17 protein-coding genes are annotated in these 19,411 nt (G+C 69.4%); 6 read left to right on the top strand and 11 right to left on the bottom strand.

Features of this window, described 5'->3' with window-relative positions; genetic code table 11:
* Positions 1–3: 3 nt before the first annotated feature.
* Genes Q9G87_RS07325 through Q9G87_RS07310 form a run of 4 tightly spaced genes read right to left on the bottom strand, consistent with a single transcriptional unit; the run spans position 4 to position 3,886 of the window.
* The gene (locus tag Q9G87_RS07325; RefSeq protein WP_305915437.1) at positions 4–777 is read right to left on the bottom strand and encodes an ABC transporter ATP-binding protein; all 774 of its coding nucleotides are present in this window, start codon (positions 775–777) and stop codon (positions 4–6) included.
* The gene (locus Q9G87_RS07320; protein WP_305915436.1) at positions 774–1,829 is read right to left on the bottom strand and encodes a FecCD family ABC transporter permease; all 1,056 of its coding nucleotides are present in this window, start codon (positions 1,827–1,829) and stop codon (positions 774–776) included. The genes Q9G87_RS07325 and Q9G87_RS07320 overlap by 4 nt, the downstream gene beginning before the upstream one ends.
* Positions 1,830–1,831: 2 nt before the next feature.
* Positions 1,832–2,860: a FecCD family ABC transporter permease gene (locus tag Q9G87_RS07315; RefSeq protein WP_305915435.1), complete on the bottom strand. Its 1,029-nt coding sequence runs from the start codon at positions 2,858–2,860 to the stop codon at positions 1,832–1,834.
* A 9-nt stretch (positions 2,861–2,869) separates the two neighbouring features.
* On the bottom strand, positions 2,870–3,886 hold the full coding sequence (locus Q9G87_RS07310) for an ABC transporter substrate-binding protein (protein ID WP_305915434.1): 1,017 nt from the start codon (positions 3,884–3,886) through the stop codon (positions 2,870–2,872).
* Between the two features lie 282 nt (positions 3,887–4,168).
* On the opposite strand from Q9G87_RS07310, the gene Q9G87_RS07305 reads away from it, so the two are divergent.
* The 3 genes from Q9G87_RS07305 to Q9G87_RS07295 all read left to right on the top strand — a co-directional run bounded on the left by Q9G87_RS07305 (position 4,169) and on the right by Q9G87_RS07295 (position 8,610).
* The gene (locus Q9G87_RS07305; protein WP_305915433.1) at positions 4,169–5,509 is read left to right on the top strand and encodes a family 43 glycosylhydrolase; all 1,341 of its coding nucleotides are present in this window, start codon (positions 4,169–4,171) and stop codon (positions 5,507–5,509) included.
* A 148-nt stretch (positions 5,510–5,657) separates the two neighbouring features.
* A complete protein-coding gene (locus Q9G87_RS07300; RefSeq protein WP_305915432.1) occupies positions 5,658–6,653 on the top strand; it encodes a BtrH N-terminal domain-containing protein in 996 nt (331 codons plus the stop codon).
* 415 nt (positions 6,654–7,068) lie between these two features.
* Entirely contained in the window at positions 7,069–8,610 is a 1,542-nt protein-coding gene (locus Q9G87_RS07295) for a pectate lyase family protein (RefSeq protein WP_305915431.1), read from the top strand.
* A 48-nt stretch (positions 8,611–8,658) separates the two neighbouring features.
* Here Q9G87_RS07295 and Q9G87_RS07290 read toward each other — a convergent pair whose 3' ends face one another.
* The 4 genes from Q9G87_RS07290 to Q9G87_RS07275 all read right to left on the bottom strand — a co-directional run bounded on the left by Q9G87_RS07290 (position 8,659) and on the right by Q9G87_RS07275 (position 12,005).
* Positions 8,659–9,696 (bottom strand): agmatine deiminase family protein, encoded by a 1,038-nt coding sequence (locus Q9G87_RS07290; protein WP_305915430.1) that lies wholly within the window; start codon positions 9,694–9,696, stop codon positions 8,659–8,661.
* Complete coding sequence (locus tag Q9G87_RS07285) at positions 9,693–10,661, bottom strand: nitrilase-related carbon-nitrogen hydrolase (protein WP_305915429.1); 969 nt, start codon at positions 10,659–10,661, stop codon at positions 9,693–9,695. Before Q9G87_RS07285 ends, Q9G87_RS07290 begins: the two co-directional genes overlap by 4 nt.
* On the bottom strand, positions 10,658–11,269 hold the full coding sequence (locus Q9G87_RS07280; RefSeq protein WP_305915428.1) for a TetR/AcrR family transcriptional regulator: 612 nt from the start codon (positions 11,267–11,269) through the stop codon (positions 10,658–10,660). Before Q9G87_RS07280 ends, Q9G87_RS07285 begins: the two co-directional genes overlap by 4 nt.
* Before the next feature lie 118 nt (positions 11,270–11,387).
* On the bottom strand, positions 11,388–12,005 hold the full coding sequence (locus tag Q9G87_RS07275; protein ID WP_305915427.1) for a TetR/AcrR family transcriptional regulator C-terminal domain-containing protein: 618 nt from the start codon (positions 12,003–12,005) through the stop codon (positions 11,388–11,390).
* Positions 12,006–12,149: 144 nt separating this feature from the next.
* Between Q9G87_RS07275 and Q9G87_RS07270 the strand changes: the two genes are divergently transcribed.
* The 3 genes from Q9G87_RS07270 (at position 12,150) to Q9G87_RS07260 (ending at position 16,436) form a co-directional block, all read left to right on the top strand.
* Positions 12,150–13,622 (top strand): APC family permease, encoded by a 1,473-nt coding sequence (locus tag Q9G87_RS07270; protein WP_305915426.1) that lies wholly within the window; start codon positions 12,150–12,152, stop codon positions 13,620–13,622.
* A gap of 51 nt (positions 13,623–13,673) precedes the next feature.
* Positions 13,674–15,245: an amidohydrolase gene (locus tag Q9G87_RS07265; RefSeq protein WP_305915425.1), complete on the top strand. Its 1,572-nt coding sequence runs from the start codon at positions 13,674–13,676 to the stop codon at positions 15,243–15,245.
* 84 nt (positions 15,246–15,329) lie between these two features.
* Complete coding sequence (locus Q9G87_RS07260; protein WP_305915424.1) at positions 15,330–16,436, top strand: PP2C family protein-serine/threonine phosphatase; 1,107 nt, start codon at positions 15,330–15,332, stop codon at positions 16,434–16,436.
* Here Q9G87_RS07260 and Q9G87_RS07255 read toward each other — a convergent pair.
* The 3 genes from Q9G87_RS07255 to Q9G87_RS07245 are packed head-to-tail and all read right to left on the bottom strand — an operon-like array spanning position 16,426 to position 19,411.
* Complete coding sequence (locus Q9G87_RS07255) at positions 16,426–17,292, bottom strand: carbohydrate ABC transporter permease (protein WP_305915423.1); 867 nt, start codon at positions 17,290–17,292, stop codon at positions 16,426–16,428. The two genes, Q9G87_RS07260 and Q9G87_RS07255, sit on opposite strands and share 11 nt — an antisense overlap.
* A complete protein-coding gene (locus Q9G87_RS07250; protein ID WP_305915422.1) occupies positions 17,289–18,170 on the bottom strand; it encodes a carbohydrate ABC transporter permease in 882 nt (293 codons plus the stop codon). Before Q9G87_RS07250 ends, Q9G87_RS07255 begins: the two co-directional genes overlap by 4 nt.
* Positions 18,167–19,411, bottom strand: a complete 1,245-nt coding sequence (locus tag Q9G87_RS07245) for an ABC transporter substrate-binding protein (protein ID WP_305915421.1) — start codon at positions 19,409–19,411, stop codon at positions 18,167–18,169. The genes Q9G87_RS07250 and Q9G87_RS07245 overlap by 4 nt, the downstream gene beginning before the upstream one ends.

The following is a 19,411-nucleotide window of genomic DNA, read 5'->3' as shown; positions in this document are numbered from 1 at the left end:
CCATCAGGAAGGCACCACCATCGGCGTGCCGGCGACGGGGTCGGGCACCACGACGCAGTTGAGGCCGAAGACCTTCTCGACCAGCTCGGCGGTGATCACCGCGGTTGGGGCGCCCTCGGCGACGATGGCGCCTTCCGCCATCGCGATGACGTGGTCGCAGAAGCGGCAGGCAAGGTTGAGGTCGTGCAGCACGACCACGATGGTCTTGCCGGACTCGGCGTTCAGCGTCCGCAGCAGCCGCAGCAGCTCCACCTGGTGGTTGATGTCCAGGTAGGTCGTGGGCTCGTCGAGGAGCAGCAGGTCGGTGTCCTGGGCGAGCGCCATCGCCACCCAGACCCGCTGCCGCTGGCCGCCAGAGAGCTGCCGGAGCGGGCGGTTGACCAGGTCGGCGGTGCCGGTGGCCTCGAGGGCCCGGGAGACGGCGTCGTCGTCCTCGTCGCTCCAGCGGCGGAACCAGCCCTGGTGCGGGTAGCGGCCGCGGGCTACCAGGTCGGCGACGGTGATGCCCTCGGGCGCGAGAGGGGTCTGCGGCAGCAGCCCGAGTGTCTTGGCCACGTCATGGGTGCTCATCTCGGTCAGCGCCTTGCCGTCCAGGTAGACGGCGCCGTGACGGGGTTTGAGCAGCCGGGCCAGGCCGCGCAGCAGCGTGGACTTGCCGCACGCGTTCGCGCCCACGATGGCCGTGATCCTGCCGTCAGGGATCTGGACGTCGAGGTTGGTCACGATCGCCTGGTCGTCGTACCCGAGGGTCAGGCCCTCGGCGCGTAGCCGGGTCATCCGCCCGCTCCTTGCCGGTTGGTGGTGGCCAGCAGCCACAGCAGGTAGGGTGCGCCGACCGCGCCGGTGACCACGCCGGTGGGCAGCGCCGTCGGCAGCAGGTGGACGGCGATGAGGTCGGCGGTGAGCAGCAGCGCGGCGCCGACCAGCGCGGCTGGGATGATCCCGCCCGTGGCGGGGCCGAGCAGCCGGTTGGCGATCGGTCCTGCGACGAGCGCGACGAAGACGATGGGGCCGGCCACGGCGACGGCCAGGGCCGTCAGCACCACTGCCGTGGCGAGCAGGCCGGCCCGGCCGAGCTCGGTGCGGATGCCCAGCGCCCGGGCGGTGTCGTCGCCGAGTTCGAGCGCTCGCAGCTGCCGCTGCAGGAGGACCGCGGTGGGCAGGAGGAGCACCAGGGCGCCGAGCAGGAGCCGCAGCTCGCCGGCGTCGGCCTGCCCGACGGAGCCGGTCAGCCAATGCATCGCCTGCCGGGCGTCGGACAGCTGGGCTCGGGTCAGCATGTAGCCGATCAGGCCGTCGAAGAAGAGCGTGGCGCCGATGCCGATGAGGATGAACCGGTAGCCGGCGACGCCGTCGCGCCAGGCGAGCACGTACATCAGCAGGGCGGCGGCGACGGCCCCGCCGAGGGCGAGCGCGCTCACGGCCAGTCCGCTGACCTGCAGAAGCACGATCCCGGTGATGGCGGCGAGCCCGGCGCCGGAGTTGATGCCGACGAAATCGGGGGACGCGAGAGGGTTGCGCAGCAGCTGCTGGAAGATCGTCCCGGCGGCGCCGAGGGCGAGGCCGACGGCCAGCGCGGACGCCGCGGTGGGCAGCCGCAACCCCCGGACGACGAAGTCGACGCTGGGGTCCTCGCGCAGGTGGAGCACCGAGGCGATGACCTCGCCCGCGCTGAGCTGGAAGCTGCCCACCATCATGGTGAGCACGAACAGCGCGCTGACGGCCACGGCCAGGGAGCACGTCACCACAAGTGAACGGGTGGTCCGGCGACGCCGGGTGGTGCGGAAGGCGCCGGCGGTCGCGGCCCGCGCGGTCGTGGTCGCTGCCATGGTCACACCTCCGACAGCCGGCCGTAGCGGACGATGCCGACGAACGCCGGCGCTCCGAGCACGCCGAGGACCACACCGACCTGGAGTTCGTCGGGGACGGCCACCACCCGGCCGAGCACGTCCGCCAGCAGCAGGACGATCGGGGCCAGGAGCATGGAGTACGGCAGGATCCACCGGTAGTCCGGGCCGCAGATGAACCTCGCCACGTGCGGCACGACGAGCCCGACGAAGACGATCGGTCCGCAGGCGGCAGTGGCGGCCCCGGCGAGCACCGCGACCACGGCGAACGCCGCCGCCCGGGTCCTGGTGACCCGCTGGCCCAGGCCGCGGGCCATGTCCTCACCGAGCGCGAGCCCGTTGAGCGCTCGCCCGAAACCCAACGAGGCGATCAGGGCGAGGACGAGGAACGGTGCGACCCCGGTCAGGATCGGGGCGTAGCGCCCGGCGAGCGATCCCACCTGCCAGAACCGCAGCTCGTTGAGCGCGTCCACGTTGGTCATCACGATCCCGGTGGTCACCGAAGCCAGGCCGGCGGTGACGGCCGCGCCGGCCAGCGCCAGCTTGATCGGGGTGGCGCCCTCCCGGCCGAGCGACGCGATCGCGTACACCAGCAGGAGAGCCCCGATCGCCCCGGCGAAGGCGAACCAGACGTAGACACCCGCGCCGCGCACGCCGAGCACCGTGATGGCGAAGACCACGAAGACGGCCGCGCCGGAGTTGATGCCCATGATCCCCGCATCGGCCAGCGGGTTGCGGGTGACGCCCTGCAGGATGGCGCCGGCCACGCCGAGCGCGGCGCCCACCAGGATGCCGAGCAGTGTACGGGGCACGCGCAGCTCCAGCGTCACCGTGCTGTTGATCGACCCGTCGGTGTCCAGGCTGCCCAAGGCGCGCAGCACCTCGGGCAGGCCGATCGAGCGCGAGCCCAAGGTGACGCTGAGAAACGCGACCAGAGCCAGTAACACGCACAGGACGGCGAGCCCCGGCCCGAGGGCGACGGCTCTGCGTGCGAGATGCGTCGAGCTGCTCATCAGCGGCGATCAGTCGCCGACGTTCGGGTCCGCGGCCTTGACCGCCGCCGTCAGCTTGTCCAGCTCGGTGGCGAAGTGGCCGTAGGTGTGCAGCCAGTACGCCGGCCACGACACGACGGCCCCCGCCTTGGCCGCCTTGATCTTGAACCAGGTGGGCTGCTTCTTGCCCCAATCGGCATTGGAGGTGGGCTTGAAGCTACGGCCGTCGAAAAGGATCAGGTCGGGCTGGTACTTGTCGACGTTCTCCCAGCTCAGGTTCTCCCAGTACGGGAAGCCGGGGTCCGGGCTGTCCGGGTTGATCACCTTCATTCCCCAGCGCTGGAAGTCCAGCAGTTCGGGGGCGTACTCGGGGTTGGCCACGTACACCTTGTCGTCAGCGGGCGACATCGCGGCCACGGTGAGGCCCGACTTGGCCGCGACCGCCTCCTTGAAGCCGGCGAGCGCCTCCTCGAAGCGCTTCTTGTTCGCGGCGATCTGCGGGGCGTCGACGTCGGCGCCCAGGCTCCTGGCGAGGTCCTCATACCCCTTGGCCAGGTCGACGATCGACTTGCCCTGGGAGACACCCACCACCGGGGCCAGCTCGGCGAGCTTCTTGCTCTTCTCGTCGACGCCTTCCTCCAGGCCGCTGTGTGCCTTCTCCACCGGCCACCAGTCGCCGACGATCAGGTCCGGCCGCAGGGCGGCGGCCTTCTCCACGTCGATCTTGCCCCACTCCTGTCCCAGGATCTCGATGCCGGTCAGGTCGAGATCCTTCAGGTTCGCGTCGGTCTTGACGGACTCGTCGGCGTAGATGCCGACCGGCTTGATGCCGAAGGACATCAACGCGGCCGCCTCGCCCGCGTGCGCAATGATCCGCGTCGGGGTCTTGTCCGCCTTGACGACCTTGCCCGACCCGTCGGTGAACGACCACGGGCCGGAGGGTGTGGCGGAGGCTGCAGTGGTGGTGCCGGAGGAGTCTGCCGAGCCGCAACCGGCGAGCACTACGCTCAGGGCGGCGAGCACCAGGACTGGACGCCATGCGCGCATGGTGGAGCTTCCGTTCTCGTGTCGAGTGATCTACGAAGGTCAACAATTAGGCAAGGCTAACCATAGTTTTTGGCTTTTGGCTAGATCGGTGTGATCGGTCTCACCGGGGGCGAGCCCCGTCCTGGGGGCGGTGCCGCATGCGAGGCCGGCCAGCGACGCCGAGTCGGAATTTTTCCGGACTGTTGACGAAATTTGCGCGACTTCGGCAGACTCTCCGCATGCGGCGGGGGCGCTCACGCAGAAAGCGAGCTCGACAGGCTCCGAAGTAGGAGGACGTGACTGATGACGAGTTCCGGCAATGGTGTGCACGTCGGCCGACGGTCCTTGCTGGCCGGCGCAGCCGGCCTGTTAGGGGCGGCGGCCCTGCCCGCGACCGCTGCGCAGGCGACCCCCACGGAGGTCGCGTCGCGGCGGTACCCGTCGAACTGGCCCGACCTCGAGCCCTACGGCCTCGCGGACACCCGGCTGGACCTGTGGCCACGTGCGGACAATTCGCTCATCCTTCCGCTCGAACTGCGCCCCCGCGACAACGAGCTCGGCCGGGTCTGGATGCGCGACACGTACGTCAACTGCTTCGTCGTCAACGGCCGTCCGATGTACGTCGCCACGGGCACCACCCGGGTGCCCGGGCTCGCCGGGGCCGCCCCATGGAACGACGGCATCTTCGTGTGGGTGTCCCCGTCCCTGAGGGGACCATGGATGCTGGTCGACACCGCCGGGATCCGGCCCGGCGCCGAAAAGGGCAAGGTGTGGTCACCCGAGTTCGTCGGCGAGAACCGGCCCGGACGCATGGTCGTCGCGCCGTGGCAGGAGTATTGGCACGACGAGCAGTTCGGCAAGCGAGGCGAGGTCTGGGCCCCGGAAGTGCACTATTTCCGCGGTACGTGGTACATCGTGGCGTGCATGGGCGACCACTCCCAGAAGGTCGGTTCGTTCATGCTCATCAGTGAGGGCGGCATCGAGGGCCCGTACCGCCTCGTCGAAGGCAATCGTGAAAAACCCTTCGGCGACTCTTTCATCGGTGGACCCGCCTTCATCAAGCCCGGCGCCTACCACCACATCGACGGCAGCCTTTATACCGAGGGCGACGACGCGTGGCTTGTGCTGCACAACCACCTGTACGCGAAGTTCCGGGACGACATGGAAGACATCATCCCGACGGCCAGCCTCCCGAAATTCCAGCAGACGCCCTACACGCCCGAGCCGTACCTCGAAGGCGCGTACGTCTTCAAGCACGGAGGCAAGTACTACCTCCTCCACGCCGCATGGAACCGAACCTCGACCACCCCCGACGGCAGCACGCGATACGCCTACGACCCGCCCGGCCCCGGCCGCGTGCAGTATCAGTACGACGCGGTCGTCGCCGTCTCGGACACGTTCGAGGGACCGTATTCCCAGCGGTGGACGGCGGGCGTCGGCGCCGGCCACAACAACTTCTTCAGGGATCGCAGCGGCCAGGTGTGGGCGACGTTCTTCCGCAACCCCAACTTCGGCTACTGGTCCGACCCGTCGCGCATCGCCGACGCCGCCGTGGCCGGCATCGTGCGTCTGGAATGGACCGGCCCGCAGGGCAATCGCCTGTACGTCCAGCGCCGGAATCACGGCCACACGATCAGCGATTGACCCAGCCGGCGCTCGTCGAGCCGGCCCCGCGAGGCGGGATCGAACGCTGGACTCTCCCCTTATGGGAGGCCTCATGCTATTTTCCGGCGTTCGGCCCGCACGGCGGCTCCGCACCCGCTGATCGCCCGGCTATCGAGGAGAGCGACGCATGACCATGGTGAAGGGCATCGAGGCTCGCGGCATGCACCACTGCGAGACGACGGCGCTGGGTGTGCTGCTGCGGCATGAGGGACTTGATCTGTCCGAGCCCATGCTGTTCGGGCTCGGCTCAGGCCTGTCCTTCATCTATTGGGACGCCAAGGCAATGGACTTCCCCTTCCTCGGAGGCCGCGTCAAGCCCTTCGAGCTCACCAGGAACCTCGCCGCCCGGCTGGGGCTGACCTTGCTGGTCGAGGAGACCACCTCACCGCGCAAGGCGTGGGCGAACGTGTCCGCCCGCATCGATGCCGGACTGCCGGTCGGCCTCCAGGTCGACTGCTACCACCTGGACTACTTCCAGTCGAAGGTGCACTTCGGTGGCCATGTCGTCGCGATGTACGGCTACGACGAGCACGATGCTTACCTGGTGGACACGGCTCAGCAGGGAGGAGCCGTGCGTACGAGCCGGACGACCCTGGCCATGGCGAGGGCCGAACGCGGCCCGATGACCGCCAGGAACCGCTCCTTCTCCCTAACGCTGCCGGCGCACCGTCCCTCCTGGCAGGACCAGATCATCCCCGCGATCAAAGCCTGCGCCGACGCCTTCCTCGCCGCGCCCATCGCGAACCTGGGCCATCGTGGCATCGAGAAAGCCGCTCGCCAGGTGCCCAAGTGGCTGCTCCGCACGGACGAGCCGAAGCGGGACGTGCCACAGGCCGCCCTCCTCATGGAGAAGGCCGGCACCGGCGGCGCCCTGTTCCGCGCCCTTTATCGTGACTTCCTCGGCGAATGCGCCGGGCTCATCGACGATGACGGCCTTCGCGCCGGTCACCGGCTGTACGCCGAGGCCGCCGCCCTGTGGACGGACGTGGCCACCTTGATCACGAAGGCTGGAGAGGAGGGCGACGCGGCGCCCCTCGAGCAGGCCGGCGTCATCCTCCACGACCTTTCGTGCATCGAGAGAGATGCCATGCGGGTGCTGAGTGAGATGCACCCGCGGCCGTAGCGTCCTAAAACTGCAGCGCGTACACACGAGCAATTACTAACCATGCCGGATCACGATGGCGCGCCCTTGGCCATCGATTCTGCGCCGTGTGCGTCTCGGCCTTACATGAGCGACTCATTGCGACCGATCCGGCCTTGGGACATGCGGCTTGACCTGGCCGGATATTGATCGGCACAGCAAACACCATCCTGAGTTCGCGGTCGTTTGCAGGTTTGTTGCAGCTTTCGCCCTCAGCATTGACACCTTTTGACAGCCGCCTCTATGGTCCGAGTGAGTGGTAAGCGCTTTCCCTGCGGCGTCCGCCTTTGTTGTGGTGGCAGCACGCCACTCCATTTCGCCATTTCCGCGCCGACAGCGCGCGGATTCGTGCGCCCTCTACCCGGTCCCGGCATTTGACGACGAAGGTGAGACGAGCATGAGACGAGCAGTCGCGTTGCGCTTCCAGGCGGCGCTGGGTACGGCGGCCATTGCGGCCGCGATCGGTGTGGTTTTACCGGCAATCCAAGCGTCGGCAGCAGCCGGCAGCGCCACCGGCTACGCGACCAGCAACGGTGGGACCACCGGCGGTGCGGGCGGGCAGACGGTGAGGGCCACCACCGGGACCGCGATCCACGCGGCCCTGTGCAGCCGGGCCAGCAGCAGCACCCCGATCACCATTCAGGTTGAGGGGACCATCAATCACGGCAACACCAGCAAGGTGTCGGGCACAAGCTGCAACACCGCCGACGGCCTGATCGAACTCAAGCAGATCAGCAACGTCACGATCATCGGAGTCGGCAACGGCGCCGTCTTCGACCAGCTGGGCATCCACATCCGCGAGGCCAGCAACATCATCATCCAGAACGTGACCGTCCGGAACGTCAAGAAGTCGGGCTCGCCCATCTCCAACGGCGGTGACGCCATCTCCATGGAGAGCGGTGTCCGCAACATCTGGGTCGATCACGTCACCCTGGAGGCTTCGGGCGGGGAGTCGGAGGGTTTCGACGGCCTCTTCGACATGAAGGACAACACCCAGTACGTGACCCTGTCCTACAGCATTCTGCGCAACTCCGGCCGCGGCGGGCTCATCGGGTCCAGTGAGAGCGACCTCTCGAACGGCTTCATCACGTTCCACCACAACCTGTACGAGAACATCGACTCCCGCACGCCTCTGCTGCGTGGCGGCATCGCCCACATCTACAACAACTCGTACGTGAACCTCCACGAATCCGGCATCAACTCCCGGGCCGGGGGCCGCGCCAAGGTGGAGAACAACTACTTCAAGGACTCCAAGGACGTCCTGGGCGCCTTCTACACCAGCGAGGCCGGCTATTGGCAGGTCGGCGGCAACATCTTCGACAACGTGACCTGGTCCAGCCCCGGCAGCGAGAACAATCCCGCCGGCCCCAACCCGGTGTCCAACACCTCCGTCAGCATCCCGTACTCCTACAGCCTCGACGGGGCCGGCTGCGTGCCTGCCATCGTCGGCCAGACGGCGGGCGCCAACAAGGGTCTGCAGGTGTCGAACGGCAACTGCACGCCCCAGACGCCGACACCGACCACCCCTACGCCGTCAGCCACGCCTACGCCGTCAACCACTCCCACCTCCGGCGGGACCAACCTCAGCATTGGGGCAGGCTCCGACGGCTCCAGCAAGGCCGACGGGACCAGCTACGGCAACGTGCGGGACGGCAACCTGAGCACCTACTGGTCGCCGGTCGGCTCGACCGGTGACATCTCGATCAAGTGGAGTTCCGCCAAGACGGTGTCCAGGATCATCATCCGTGAGGCGTCAGGCTCCGCAGGCGCCATAGGGTCCTGGCAGGTCACCAATGGCGGCACCGGCGCCGTCCTGGCCTCCGGCAGCGGGGCGGGCGCCATCACCTTCGCCCCGACCTCGCTGAGCAAGATCACCTTCAAGATCACCGGCTCGACCGGCACGCCGAGGGTCGCCGAGTTCGAAACCTACGCGGGATAACAGGCAGCCCGCCCGGACGGCGCGGTGCCCTCAGCATCCCTGAGGAGCTCAGGCCGACCGGGCGGGCTGCTGCTGCGTGATGCAGTGGACGCCGCCGCCGCGGGCGAATATCTCGCGTGAGTCCACCCCGACGACCGTGCGGCCGGGATAGACCTCGGCAAGGACGTCGAGCGCCTCCGGGTCGGCGGGATCGTCGAAGGTGCACGCCACCACGCCGCCGTTGACGACGAGGTGGTTGACGTAGCTGAAGTCGACGAAACCCCGCCGGTCGCGGAGGGTCGCCGGAGCGGGAAGCCGGACGATCCGATAGGAGCGGCCGAGCACGTCGGTGGTACGCGCCAGCGTGTCGACGACCTCGGCGGTGACCGCGTGATCCGGGTGTTCCGGGTCGCGTTGATCGTGGACGAGCACTGTCCCCGGAGACGGGAAGGCGGCGACGATGTCGACGTGGCCGCGGGTGCCGTAGACCTCGTAGTCCCGCGTGAGGCCACGGCGTAGCCAGATGGCCTGCTCCGCGCCGATCGTGGCGGCGAGCTCGCGCTCGACATCGTCCTTGCTCATGCCGGGGTTGCGTCCCGGGTCGAGTTGCACGGTCTCGGTGACCAGCACCGTGCCGAGCCCGTCGACGTGGATGCCGCCGCCCTCGTTCACCATCGCGGAGGGCAGGTACGCGCAGCCGGCGACGTCGGCCATGGCGGCGGCGACCTTGCTGTCGAGGTCCCAGGAGGCCCATTCCTGCCCGCCCCAGCCGTTGAAGCTCCAGTCGACGCCGCCCAGCCGTCCGTCGGCGTCGAGCACGAAGGTCAGGCCGATGTCGCGCATCCACGCATCGTCGAGTGGCTGCTCGACGATCGTCACCTCACGCGAGAGCCGCGTACGAGCGTCGGCGACGTCGGACGGGTCGACCACCATGATCACGGGCTCGAACTCGAGGATCGTGTGCGCGACCTGCGTCCAGGTCCTGCGGGCGATGTCGATGTCGTCCGCGTTGCCGCCGAGCGCCGGCGAGGCCGGCGGGAACGCCATCCACGTGCACTCGTGCGGCGCGGTCTCGGCCGGCATCCGCCAGCGCATGGGCTCGCTCACGCGGGCACCTCGCCGTAGGGCTTGCCCGGGTCGGCAGGGGCGGTCAGAGGCCCGTAGGTGTCGGGCCGGCGGGTGGTGAGGAAGGGGAAGAGGTCGAGCCAGTCGCGCCGCTGCTCCAGGTCGAGGTCGGCCACCAGAACAGCTTCTTCGTCCCGGGGCGCCTGGACGAGGACGCGGCCGTACGGGTCGGAGATGAACGACGAGCCGTAGAACCTCAGGGCCCCTTCGTCGCCCGTCCTGTTGGGGACGACCATGAACGTCCCCGCAGTGATCCCGTTGGCCGCGATGACCTGCTGCCAGAGCGGCTGGGTGTCGAACTCCGGAAAAGCCGGCTCGGAGCCGATCGCGGTCGGATAGACGACGACCTCGGCGCCGGCGACGGAGTAGGCGCGGGCGAGCTCAGGAAACCACTGGTCCCAGCAGGTAGGAAGGCCGAGGCGGACGCCGCGCAGCCGGTCGACCTCGTAGACCGGATAGGGGTCGTCCGCCGGCCCGGCCCGGAAGTAGGTGTCCTCGTAGTATCCATCGGTGACTGGGATGTGCAGCTTGCGCGTACGGCCGACCAGATCCCCTTCCGGGGAGACGAGGATGGCCGTGTTGAAGCCGAGCCCGTCCGGGCCGTCGGCCCTTTCATAGACGGACGCGTGCACGAAGACCCCGTGCGCTTTCGCCGCGCCTGCCGCGAACGTGTACGTCGGTCCGCTGGTCAGGGACTCGGCCAGGTCGCCGGGTCGCCCGGTGGCCCGCTCGTGCGCGGGGTATTTCGCCAGGGTCAGCTCCGGCAGGAACACCACCTCGGCGCCCGCACGCGCCGCGACGCCGATGGCGTCGGTGAGCGCACCCGTGAGCTCGTCGGGGTCGGGACGCCAGGCGTGCTGCACGAGCCCGACACGCAAGGGTGAGCGCTGCGGTGTGCGGACCCGGGCAGGCGACGGCGGCGGGTTCAGCCGGGTGAGGACCTTCATGATGTCTCCTTGAGCCGTGGTGGCGACGACGGGTTCGGACGGAGGTGCACCAGACGGGCCGTGGCCTCGGAGAGCAGGCCGTGTGCTTCCTCGACGGTGAGCTCTCCGGCGAGCCAGCGGTTGGCGAGGCCCTCCACGAGCGCGGTCAGGATCGTCGCCGTCCGCGTCGAGTCGGAGGCCGCGGCTGTCCCGTCGTCGTTCTGGACGGCCGCCACCGACCGGGCCACCTCCTGGATCCAGGCGGACGTGGTGCGGCGCAGCGGCTCCCGGAGCTCGGTCTCGAACACGGCGAGGGCACGCAGCTCGTTCCAGGCCGCGGAGTTCTCTCGTACTTCCGTGTCGTCGTCGATCTCGGACAGGAGCTGCTGCTCGAGTTTCGCGAAGGCCGACAGGCCGGCGTCCGCACGCCGGGCGCGTACGTCGTTGGCGTGGGCGTTGATGTAGTCCAACGTCGCACTGAGCAGTCCGGCGCGGTCGGTGAAGTGGTAGTAGAGCAGGCCGGGGGAGACGTCGGCCTCCTCCGCGACGTCGGTGACGCGCAGACCGCGGACGCCGTCCCGGGCGATGCGCCGCGCGGCCGCCCGGAGGATCTGGGTGCGTCGATCCATCAGACGCCGGCCTCCTCGTCGATCAACTGGCTCGTGGACCACGAGCGCCATCCGGGCAGTGTGTCCCAGACTGAAAATTCAGTCAAGGCGCCTGGTGATTCCATCGCATCGGGCCGTTTCAGGCCTGCGCCTGGGTGTCCAGCATGTGGCGAGCGTGTCTGAGGAAACCCTCGAGGGCCAGCTCGAACGCACGGTCGGCGCGGTTGTCGCCGATCGCGTCAAGGGCTTCGGCCAGGCGCGGGGTGGCCGCGTCGTCGGCGATCTCCCACATGGTCTCGGGAGCGGCGAGGTCGAGGGCCGAGCCGAGCACGAGGTTCTCCAGGGCGACGATGACCGGCATGACGTCCGGCAGCGGGAAGCCGGCGTCGAGGAGCAGGGTGACGGCCCGCTCGTACTGTTCGAGGACACGTGGGGCGCGTACGGGTGAGGTCATCAGCATCGGAATGGCCCGGGGGTGGGCCGCGAAGGCGGCGCGATAGGACCGGGCCCAGGTCATCAGGGCCGCGTCCCAGGGCCGGATGTCCAGGGCGGTGATGTCGATGCGGTGCGCGATCCGCTCACGGAGCAGCTCGACGATGCCGTCCCGGCCGTCCACATGGTGATACACCGAGCCGGTCTGCACCCCGAGGCGGCGCGCGATCTGGGGGACGCTGAACTCGCCCTGCGCGTCGACGATTTCCAGCGCGGTGGTGGTGATGCGCTCCCGGTCGAGCAGGGGTGTGCGCGGCCGTCCCATGGTCGGTGTTCCTCCTGGAGGGGGCTTCCCTAAATTCTGAAGTTGAGGTTACATTGCGGAAACCGAAAGCCTTTAGGTTTATTGGCAACGGACACCACACACACCCTCCTCCCTGTCTTCACCCCCAGCTAGAAGGGCTTCTCCATGCCCGTTACCCACTCCGCGTCCAGCTCCGGTGGGAGCGCCACGGCCCCGGCCCCATCCCTGCGCTCCGGCTCGCTCGGAACCACGGACATCGCGTTCTTCGTCATCTCCGCCGCCGCCCCGCTCACCGTGATGGCCGGCGTCGCGCCACTCGCGATCATGCTCGGCGGGATCGGCGCCCCCACCGGCTACCTCATCGCCGGCGTCACCCTCGCCGTCTTCGCCGTCGGCTTCACCACCATGAGCCGCCACGTCCGCAGCGGCGGCGCCTTCTACGCGTACATCACCCGTGGTCTCGGCCGCACAGCCGGGATCGGAGCCGCGCTGCTCGCGCTGGTCGGCTACAACGGCATGGAGATCGGCGTCTACGGCCTGCTCGGCTCCGCCACGCAGGGCACCGTCCAGGCCCTGTTCGGGGTGGACATCCCCTGGCTGCCCATCTCGTTGGCGGGGCTGCTGCTCATCGGCTACGGCGGATATCGGTCCATCGAGTTCGGCGCCAAGGTGCTCGGTATCCTGCTGGTCGCGGAGATCGGCATCCTCGTCCTGCTCGCCGGCGGCGTGCTCATCAAGGGCGGCGCGAGCGGACTGTCGCTCGCCTCCCTCGCACCGGGCAACGTGCTGGTGCCCGGTACGGCCGCCGTGCTGGCGTTCGCGTTCGCCGCGTTCACCGGCTTCGAGTCGACCGTCATCTACCGTCGCGAGGCCCGGAACCCCGCTCGTACGGTGCCGCGCGCGACCTATCTCGCCGTCGGATTCCTGGGCCTGTTCTACGCCTTCATCGTCTGGATCGCGATCCAGGCGTTCGGTGACGCGCAGGTCGTCGCGGCGGCCGGCGCCGATCCTGCCGGGCTGTTCTTCTCCGCCATCACGACGTACGTCGGGGCGTGGGCGGCCGACCTGATGCACATTCTCATCGTCACCAGCGTTCTGGCCTCCCTCCTGGCCTTCCACAACGCCATCAACCGCTACGGCCTCGCCCTCGCCGAGGAAGGAATCCTGCCGAAGGCGCTGGGCCGCGTGCACCCGCGCCACGGCTCCCCTTACGTCGCCGGTCTCGTCCAGACGGTCCTCGGCGCCGTCGTCGTCGTCGCCTTCGCCGCGGCCGGAGCCGATCCGTACGGCCAGCTGCTGCTGTGGGTCAACACGCCCGGCATGCTCGGCCTGATGGCGCTGCAACTGCTCGTCGCGCTCGCCGTGCCGTTCTACTTCCGGCGCGTCAACCACCGCGAAGGCGTGCTGCGCACCGTCGTGGCTCCCGTCGCCGCGGCCGTGCTCCTCACCGCCGCCATCACGCTGGTGATCACTCACCTCGACCTGTTCACCGGCGCCTCCGCGACCGTCAACACCCTTCTCGCGGCCATCGTCCCCGTCGTCTTCCTGGTCGGGCTCGCGCTCGCCTGGCGGCTGCGCCGGGCCAGGCCTGAGGTCTATGAGCACTTCGCGGCCGAGCCCCCGGCCGCCGCCGACTGACGCCACGCGCCTCCGCCACACCCCGCGACCAGCCAAGGAGACTCTCCCCGCATGCCCACCGCCGACCTCGTCATCACCGGCGCCCGCGTCCGCACCCTCGACCCCGGGCGTCCGTATGCCTCCGCGGTCGCCGTACGCGACGGGCTGATCGCCGCCGTCGGCGACGCGGGGGACGTCGCCCCCTGGCGCGGACCCGGCACGGAGATCGTCGACCTGGCCGGCGCCTGGCTGGTGCCGGGCCTGGTCGACAGCCACAGCCATCCCGTGTGGGGGCTCGAGATGGCCACCGGTCTCGACCTGACCGAGGTCCGCGACCTCGACGGGCTACGGGCGGCGCTCACCGGGGCAGAGCGAACCGACGGCTGGGTCGTCGGCTTCGGCCTGGACCACAACGTCTTCGGCGGCCGGCCCATCGACCGCGCTCTGGTGGAGGACGTCCTGGACGGTGCCCCTGCCTTCCTGCGCCTGTACGACGGCCACTCGGCCCTCGTCACCGCGGCCGCGCTCAAGGCGGCGGACATCACCGGCCCCCGGGCGTTCGCCCAGCGCTCGCACATCGCCACCGACGCCGGCGGACGGCTGACCGGACATCTCGTCGAGCACGCCGCGATGGACCTGGTCACGGCCGTCATGCCCAAGCCGTCGTACGCGGAGCGGCGCGTCCGCCTGCTCGAGCTGCTGTCCGCCATGGCCGCCACTGGACTGACCGGGGCGCACGTCATGGACCTCGGCGACCTCGGCCTGGTCGACGCCATGGCGCAGGAGAGCGTCCTGCCGCTGCGGCTGCGCTTCGCCCCCTGGTGCATGCCCGGCGACGGCAGCGAGGCCCTGGAGGAACTCGTCGCGCTGCAGAGCCGCAGGGGACGGCACTGGCGGGTCGGCGGGGTGAAGCTCTTCATGGACGGCACAGTGGAGGGCGGCACGGCCTGGCTGGAGCATCCGGACTGCCACGGACAGGGCACCGAAGCGTTCTGGCCCGACCCCGCCGCCTACAGCCACGCCGTGCGCTTCCTGCACCGCGCCGGGGTGCGGACGGCCACTCACGCGATCGGGGACGCGGCCGTACGCCACGTTCTCGACACTGTCGAATCGCTCGGGCCCGGAGGCCGCCTCGCCCATCGCGTGGAGCACATCGAATCGGTGCCCGACGACACGGTGGCACGGTTCGCCCGCCTGGGCGTCATCGCCTCCCTGCAGCCACCGCACACCGGCTACACCCGCGCCGACCGGTCCGACCAATGGTCCGTCCGGCTCGGGGAGGCGCGCGCCTCCCGGGCCTGGCGCCTGCGGGACCTGCGCGATGCCGGCGCGGTCGTCGCGCTCGGCTCGGACTGGCCCATCGCCCCCTACGACGCGCGCGCCGTCCTGGCGACCGCACGCGCGCCCCGGGGCGCGGCCTCCTCTCGGCCGGGACTCTCGGGCCTGCAGGCCCTGGAAGGCTGCACCACACACGCGGCGCTCGCCGCCGGCGAGGCCGCCGTCGCCGGCCGCATCGCCGCGGGGTTCCGGGCCGATCTGACCGCGCTGGGGCTCGACCCCGTCGAGTCGCCCCCTGACGAAGTCGCCGAGGCGCCGGTACGCCTCACGGTGACCGGCGGGCACGTCGTCCATCGCGGCGCCTGAGCCAGGCGTTCCCGTTCAAGGTCATCCACCTGTCGTGCCTGCATAGCGGCATCGTGAGAGGTTCGTCTGGGCACGATCACGGTCGTGAAGGATGACGGAGACCGGCGCGCATTCTCGACGCCGGTATTGGCAGCGGGGATCGTGGGCGTCACCGTGGCCGTGGTCGCTCTGGACGTGTTCGCGGCGACGGACGTGCGGCTGCCCCCGCTGCTGATCTTCCTGCCGGCGATCGTCGCGGCGCTGGGCACCGTGCGGCAGACGGCCGCCGCGTCGGCGTGGGTGGTGCTGGTGATCGCGGGCACCCTGGCCTACCTGGGCGAGAGCCTGGACGACAATCTGCTGGCGACCGGGTTCACCGCGGTGTTCGGCGTGATGGCCGTGCTCGGGTGCCGGTATCGGGTGCGTCGTGAGGAGGAGGTGCGCCGGCTGCGCTCCGCGGCGGCCGCGCTGCAGCGGCAGATCGTGCGCCCGCTGCCGCTGCGCACCGGTGACGTGGTCGTGGACGGCCTCTACCAACCGGTGGAGGAGGACGCGATGGTGGGCGGCGACATGTACGAGGTGGCCGACTCGCCGTACGGCACCCGGGTCCTGATCATGGACGTGCAGGGCAAGGGGCTGCCGGCGATCGGCACCGCGCTGGCCGTGCTGGGGGCCTTCAGGGAGGCGGCGTACCGCGAGGAGACGCTCGCCGGGGTCGTGGACGCCATGGAATCGGCCGTGGCCAGGCAGAACGCCTTCGCCACGCGGACCGGCGACCACGAGCGGATGGTCACCGCCCTGGTGCTCGACATCGGGCAGGCGTTGGGGGTGGAGGCGGTCAACTGCGGGCACATCGCGCCGTACGTCATCCACGACGGCGACGCCTACCAGGCGGAGCTCGGCGAGCCGGCCGTCCCCCTCGGCCTGGCGGGGCTGGTGGCCGGGCCGCCCCGCGGCACGCGGTTCTCCTTTCCCGAAGGGGCGACGCTGCTGCTGTGCACGGACGGCGTCACCGAGGCCCGCGATCGCGGCGGCGCGTTCTATCCGCTGGAGGAGCGCCTGCGCGGGTGGGCCCTTGCGCCGCCGGCGGCCGACCTCGCCGAGACGCTGGACGCCGACCTGCGGCACTTCACGGGGGCGGCCCCGCGCGATGACGTCGCGATCCTCACGGTGAGCAGGGCTTCGAACCGCACGCGGCGGGTCATCTGCTGATGCCGGCCGTCATGCCGTCGACGATGCGGCGGCCCAGCCAGACGTAGAGCACGATCATGGGGTAGACCAGGATCACGATGCCCGCGAACATGCCGCCCCAGTCAGAGCTGTATTGCATGCTGCTGTACAAACCGAGGAGGGCGGCAGGCAGGTTGCGTTCCTCGGGGAGGGGGGCGATCAGCAGGGCGAGCAGAGTCTCGTTCCACAGGCCCATGACGTTGAGCACCAGCACGGTGGTCAGGCCCGGCCTGGCCACGGGCATGATGACCTGGACGAACGCGCGGAGTGGGCCGGCGCCGTCGATCTCGGCCGCCTCCTCGATCTCGTGCGGCAGCGAGCGCATATACCCGGTGAGCACGAACACCGCGAAGGGCACCGACAGCGCCACCTGGAAGACCAGCAAGGTGATGCGGTTGTCCCACCAGCCGGTGACCCAGTCCTCCATGAACGTGTAGACCGACAGCTTGACCACGACGATCGGCACCAGGATCGTCTGCAGCGGGATGCTCAGCCCCATCGCGAAATAGCTGATCGTGGGGCCGGCGACACGCCGGCTCGAGCGTGCCAGCACATAGGCGGCGGGGGCGGACACCGCCACGATCAACACGGCGCCGAACCCGGTCAGCATCACGCTGTTCAAGGCCGCGGCGGAGAATTCGGCCGCCTGCCACGCCGAGCTGAAGTTGTCCCATCGCGGGGTCTCCGGCAGCGCGAAGGGATTCAGCCACACGTCCCGCGAGTCCTTCAGCGACTGCATGCCCACCCACCCGATCAGGGCGAGGTTGAAGGCCACCCAGGCCCACAGCGCGACGGCCGTTGCCCGGGGCAGCAGAATGTCCCCGATCAGACGTCTCATGACAGCTCCACTCGCTCACGCCTGGTGATGCGCCGGGTCAGCACGATCAGCACGGCCGTTACGAGCAGCGTCATCACGCCCATGGCCGCCGCGCTTCCGAGGTCCGGCAGGCCGGCGCCCTTCACCACGATGTACTGCTGCACCGCGATCGTCCGGGCGGGGATCGGCGGTGCGGCGGCGGTGCCCGCGGTGGTGAAGGCCAGCACGATGTCGAAGATCTTCAGGCTGCCGACCACCCAGAGCACGGCGGAAACGGCGAAGACGTCCCAGGTCAACGGCAAGGTGATGTGCCAGAACTGCTCCCATTTGGTGGCCCCGATGAGCTGGGCGTCCTCGTACACGTGCGCCGGGATGGCGTCGGCGGCCGACATCATCAGCGCGACGTAGAAGCCGGTGCTCGACCAGACCAGCCCACCCACGATGCAGCGCAGCACCATCTCGGGGCCGAGCCAGGGCTGCGGGTCCAGGCCGAACCACTCGAGCACGGTGTTGACCGCGCCCTCCGGGTTGAGCAGGAAGCCCACCGCCGCGCCGATTGCGATGATCGAGATGACCATCGGCAGGAAGACGACGGCCCGGATGAAGGCCCGCCCCTTGAGCTGCCTGAGCACGACCATGGCGAGAAAGGTGAAGCCGAAGATCAGGGCGCCGCCGACGATGGCCATCACGAAGGTATTGGTGAAGGCCGTGGCGAAGACCTCGTTGTGCAGCAGCGCCACGTAGTTGTCCAGCCCGCGCCAGGTCATCTCCGAGCCGGGTCCCGACCATTTGGTGAGACTGACCCAGATCCCGAACAGCGAGGGCGCGACGAACAGCAGGGTGTAGACGAGGAGAGCGGGCAGTAGGAAGGGCCAGAAGGCCCGTTCGTAGGTCTTCACCCGTTCGCCAGGTGCTCGGCCGTGTGCTTCTTGCCCTCGCGGACGAACGTGGTCGCGTCGATCTTGCCGGAGAGCAGCTTGTCGCTCAGCGGCAGGAACATGTCGCCCCACCAGGTCTTGTCGGCACCCGCGTAGTCGTAGCTCAGGTGCGTCTCCTTGGCCTCCAGCACCGCCTTCTGCACGTCGGCCATGTGCGCGGGCGCGGGCACGTCACCACGCGAGGGGATGTTCAGCGCCACCGTGGAGATCTGCTCCATGTACTTCTTCTGCAGTGCGAACGCCAGGAACTTCTTGGCCGTCTCGACGTTCTTGCCCTTGGCGTTCACGCCCCAGCCGAGGGTTCCCACCTCGATGGATCTCTTGCCGCCTGCGGGGATCTGGAACGAGGCGACCTTGAAGCCGGGAGCCAGCTGGGGCTGGACCTCGCTGGCCAGCCAGGTGCCGTTGAGGTTCAGGTCGTAGGTGCCCTGCGCCCAGGCGTTCTGCGCGGCGGGGAACTTGGTCGCCATGAAGTCCCGCTGGAAGTAGCCGCCCTGGGCGAGCTGCTCGACCTTCTTCGCCGTGTCGAGCACCTGAGGCTTGTCCCAGTTGGCGGGATCCTTGGCCAGCTCGGCGAGGCTCCCTGCGCCGTTGGCGCCCACCAGCAGGGCGTAGAACCAGTAAACGTTGTAGAAGGCGATGGTGCCGTCCTGGCCGATCGGGGTACGGCCGGCCTTCTTGGACTCATCGAGGAAGGCGATGAACTCCTCCCAGGTCTGCGGGTTCAGCCCGGGGTGCTTGGCCGCGTCGTACCAGACGGCGGTGGAGATGATCGTGTGCGGAAGGTAGGCCAGGCCGTTCTTGCCGGAGGAGGCCCGCCGTACCGGCTCGGGGAGCACCTCCTTGACCGTCTTGCCCTCGCCGGGGACCTGCGCGTTCTCCAGGTCGTCCAGCGGGCCGATGATCTGCTGGGCGGTCAGGGTGTCGATGTCGCCGGTGGTGGTGTCGAACAGGTCGGGGCCTTGGCCCGAGGCCATCTCGGCGTTGAGGTTCTCGTTGCCGGTGCGGCCGACGAACTTCAGGTCGACCTTGGTGCCGGTCTCCTTGGCGAAATCGTCGAGGATCGTCTTGATGATCTTCGCCTGGGGCTCCGCCGCGCCCCAGGACGAGCGGTAGGACAGGGACTGCTGGGCGGGTTCGCCGCTGTTCTTCTTGCCGCAGGCGGCCAGGCCGAGGGCACCGATCAGGAGGAGAGCCGTCAT

Origin of the sequence: Nonomuraea turcica (genome assembly GCF_030718205.1) — a bacterium.
In the GTDB taxonomy this organism is placed as follows: domain Bacteria; phylum Actinomycetota; class Actinomycetes; order Streptosporangiales; family Streptosporangiaceae; genus Nonomuraea.
This window is presented reverse-complemented; position numbering and strand designations above follow the sequence as displayed.

What these genes read in the sequence shown, in the direction of transcription:
- Q9G87_RS07275 (WP_305915427.1), bottom strand. Translation starts at nt 12,005, where the DNA reads ATGGGACGGCCGCGCACACCCCTGCTCGACCGGGAGCGCATCACCACC.
- Q9G87_RS07315 (WP_305915435.1), bottom strand. Translation starts at nt 2,860, where the DNA reads ATGAGCAGCTCGACGCATCTCGCACGCAGAGCCGTCGCCCTCGGGCCG.
- Q9G87_RS07270 (WP_305915426.1), top strand. Translation starts at nt 12,150, where the DNA reads ATGCCCGTTACCCACTCCGCGTCCAGCTCCGGTGGGAGCGCCACGGCC.
- Q9G87_RS07295 (WP_305915431.1), top strand. Translation starts at nt 7,069, where the DNA reads ATGAGACGAGCAGTCGCGTTGCGCTTCCAGGCGGCGCTGGGTACGGCG.
- Q9G87_RS07280 (WP_305915428.1), bottom strand. Translation starts at nt 11,269, where the DNA reads ATGGATCGACGCACCCAGATCCTCCGGGCGGCCGCGCGGCGCATCGCC.
- Q9G87_RS07255 (WP_305915423.1), bottom strand. Translation starts at nt 17,292, where the DNA reads ATGAGACGTCTGATCGGGGACATTCTGCTGCCCCGGGCAACGGCCGTC.
- Q9G87_RS07320 (WP_305915436.1), bottom strand. Translation starts at nt 1,829, where the DNA reads ATGGCAGCGACCACGACCGCGCGGGCCGCGACCGCCGGCGCCTTCCGC.
- Q9G87_RS07325 (WP_305915437.1), bottom strand. Translation starts at nt 777, where the DNA reads ATGACCCGGCTACGCGCCGAGGGCCTGACCCTCGGGTACGACGACCAG.
- Q9G87_RS07245 (WP_305915421.1), bottom strand. Translation starts at nt 19,411, where the DNA reads ATGACGGCTCTCCTCCTGATCGGTGCCCTCGGCCTGGCCGCCTGCGGC.
- Q9G87_RS07310 (WP_305915434.1), bottom strand. Translation starts at nt 3,886, where the DNA reads ATGCGCGCATGGCGTCCAGTCCTGGTGCTCGCCGCCCTGAGCGTAGTG.
- Q9G87_RS07300 (WP_305915432.1), top strand. Translation starts at nt 5,658, where the DNA reads ATGACCATGGTGAAGGGCATCGAGGCTCGCGGCATGCACCACTGCGAG.
- Q9G87_RS07265 (WP_305915425.1), top strand. Translation starts at nt 13,674, where the DNA reads ATGCCCACCGCCGACCTCGTCATCACCGGCGCCCGCGTCCGCACCCTC.
- Q9G87_RS07285 (WP_305915429.1), bottom strand. Translation starts at nt 10,661, where the DNA reads ATGAAGGTCCTCACCCGGCTGAACCCGCCGCCGTCGCCTGCCCGGGTC.
- Q9G87_RS07305 (WP_305915433.1), top strand. Translation starts at nt 4,169, where the DNA reads ATGACGAGTTCCGGCAATGGTGTGCACGTCGGCCGACGGTCCTTGCTG.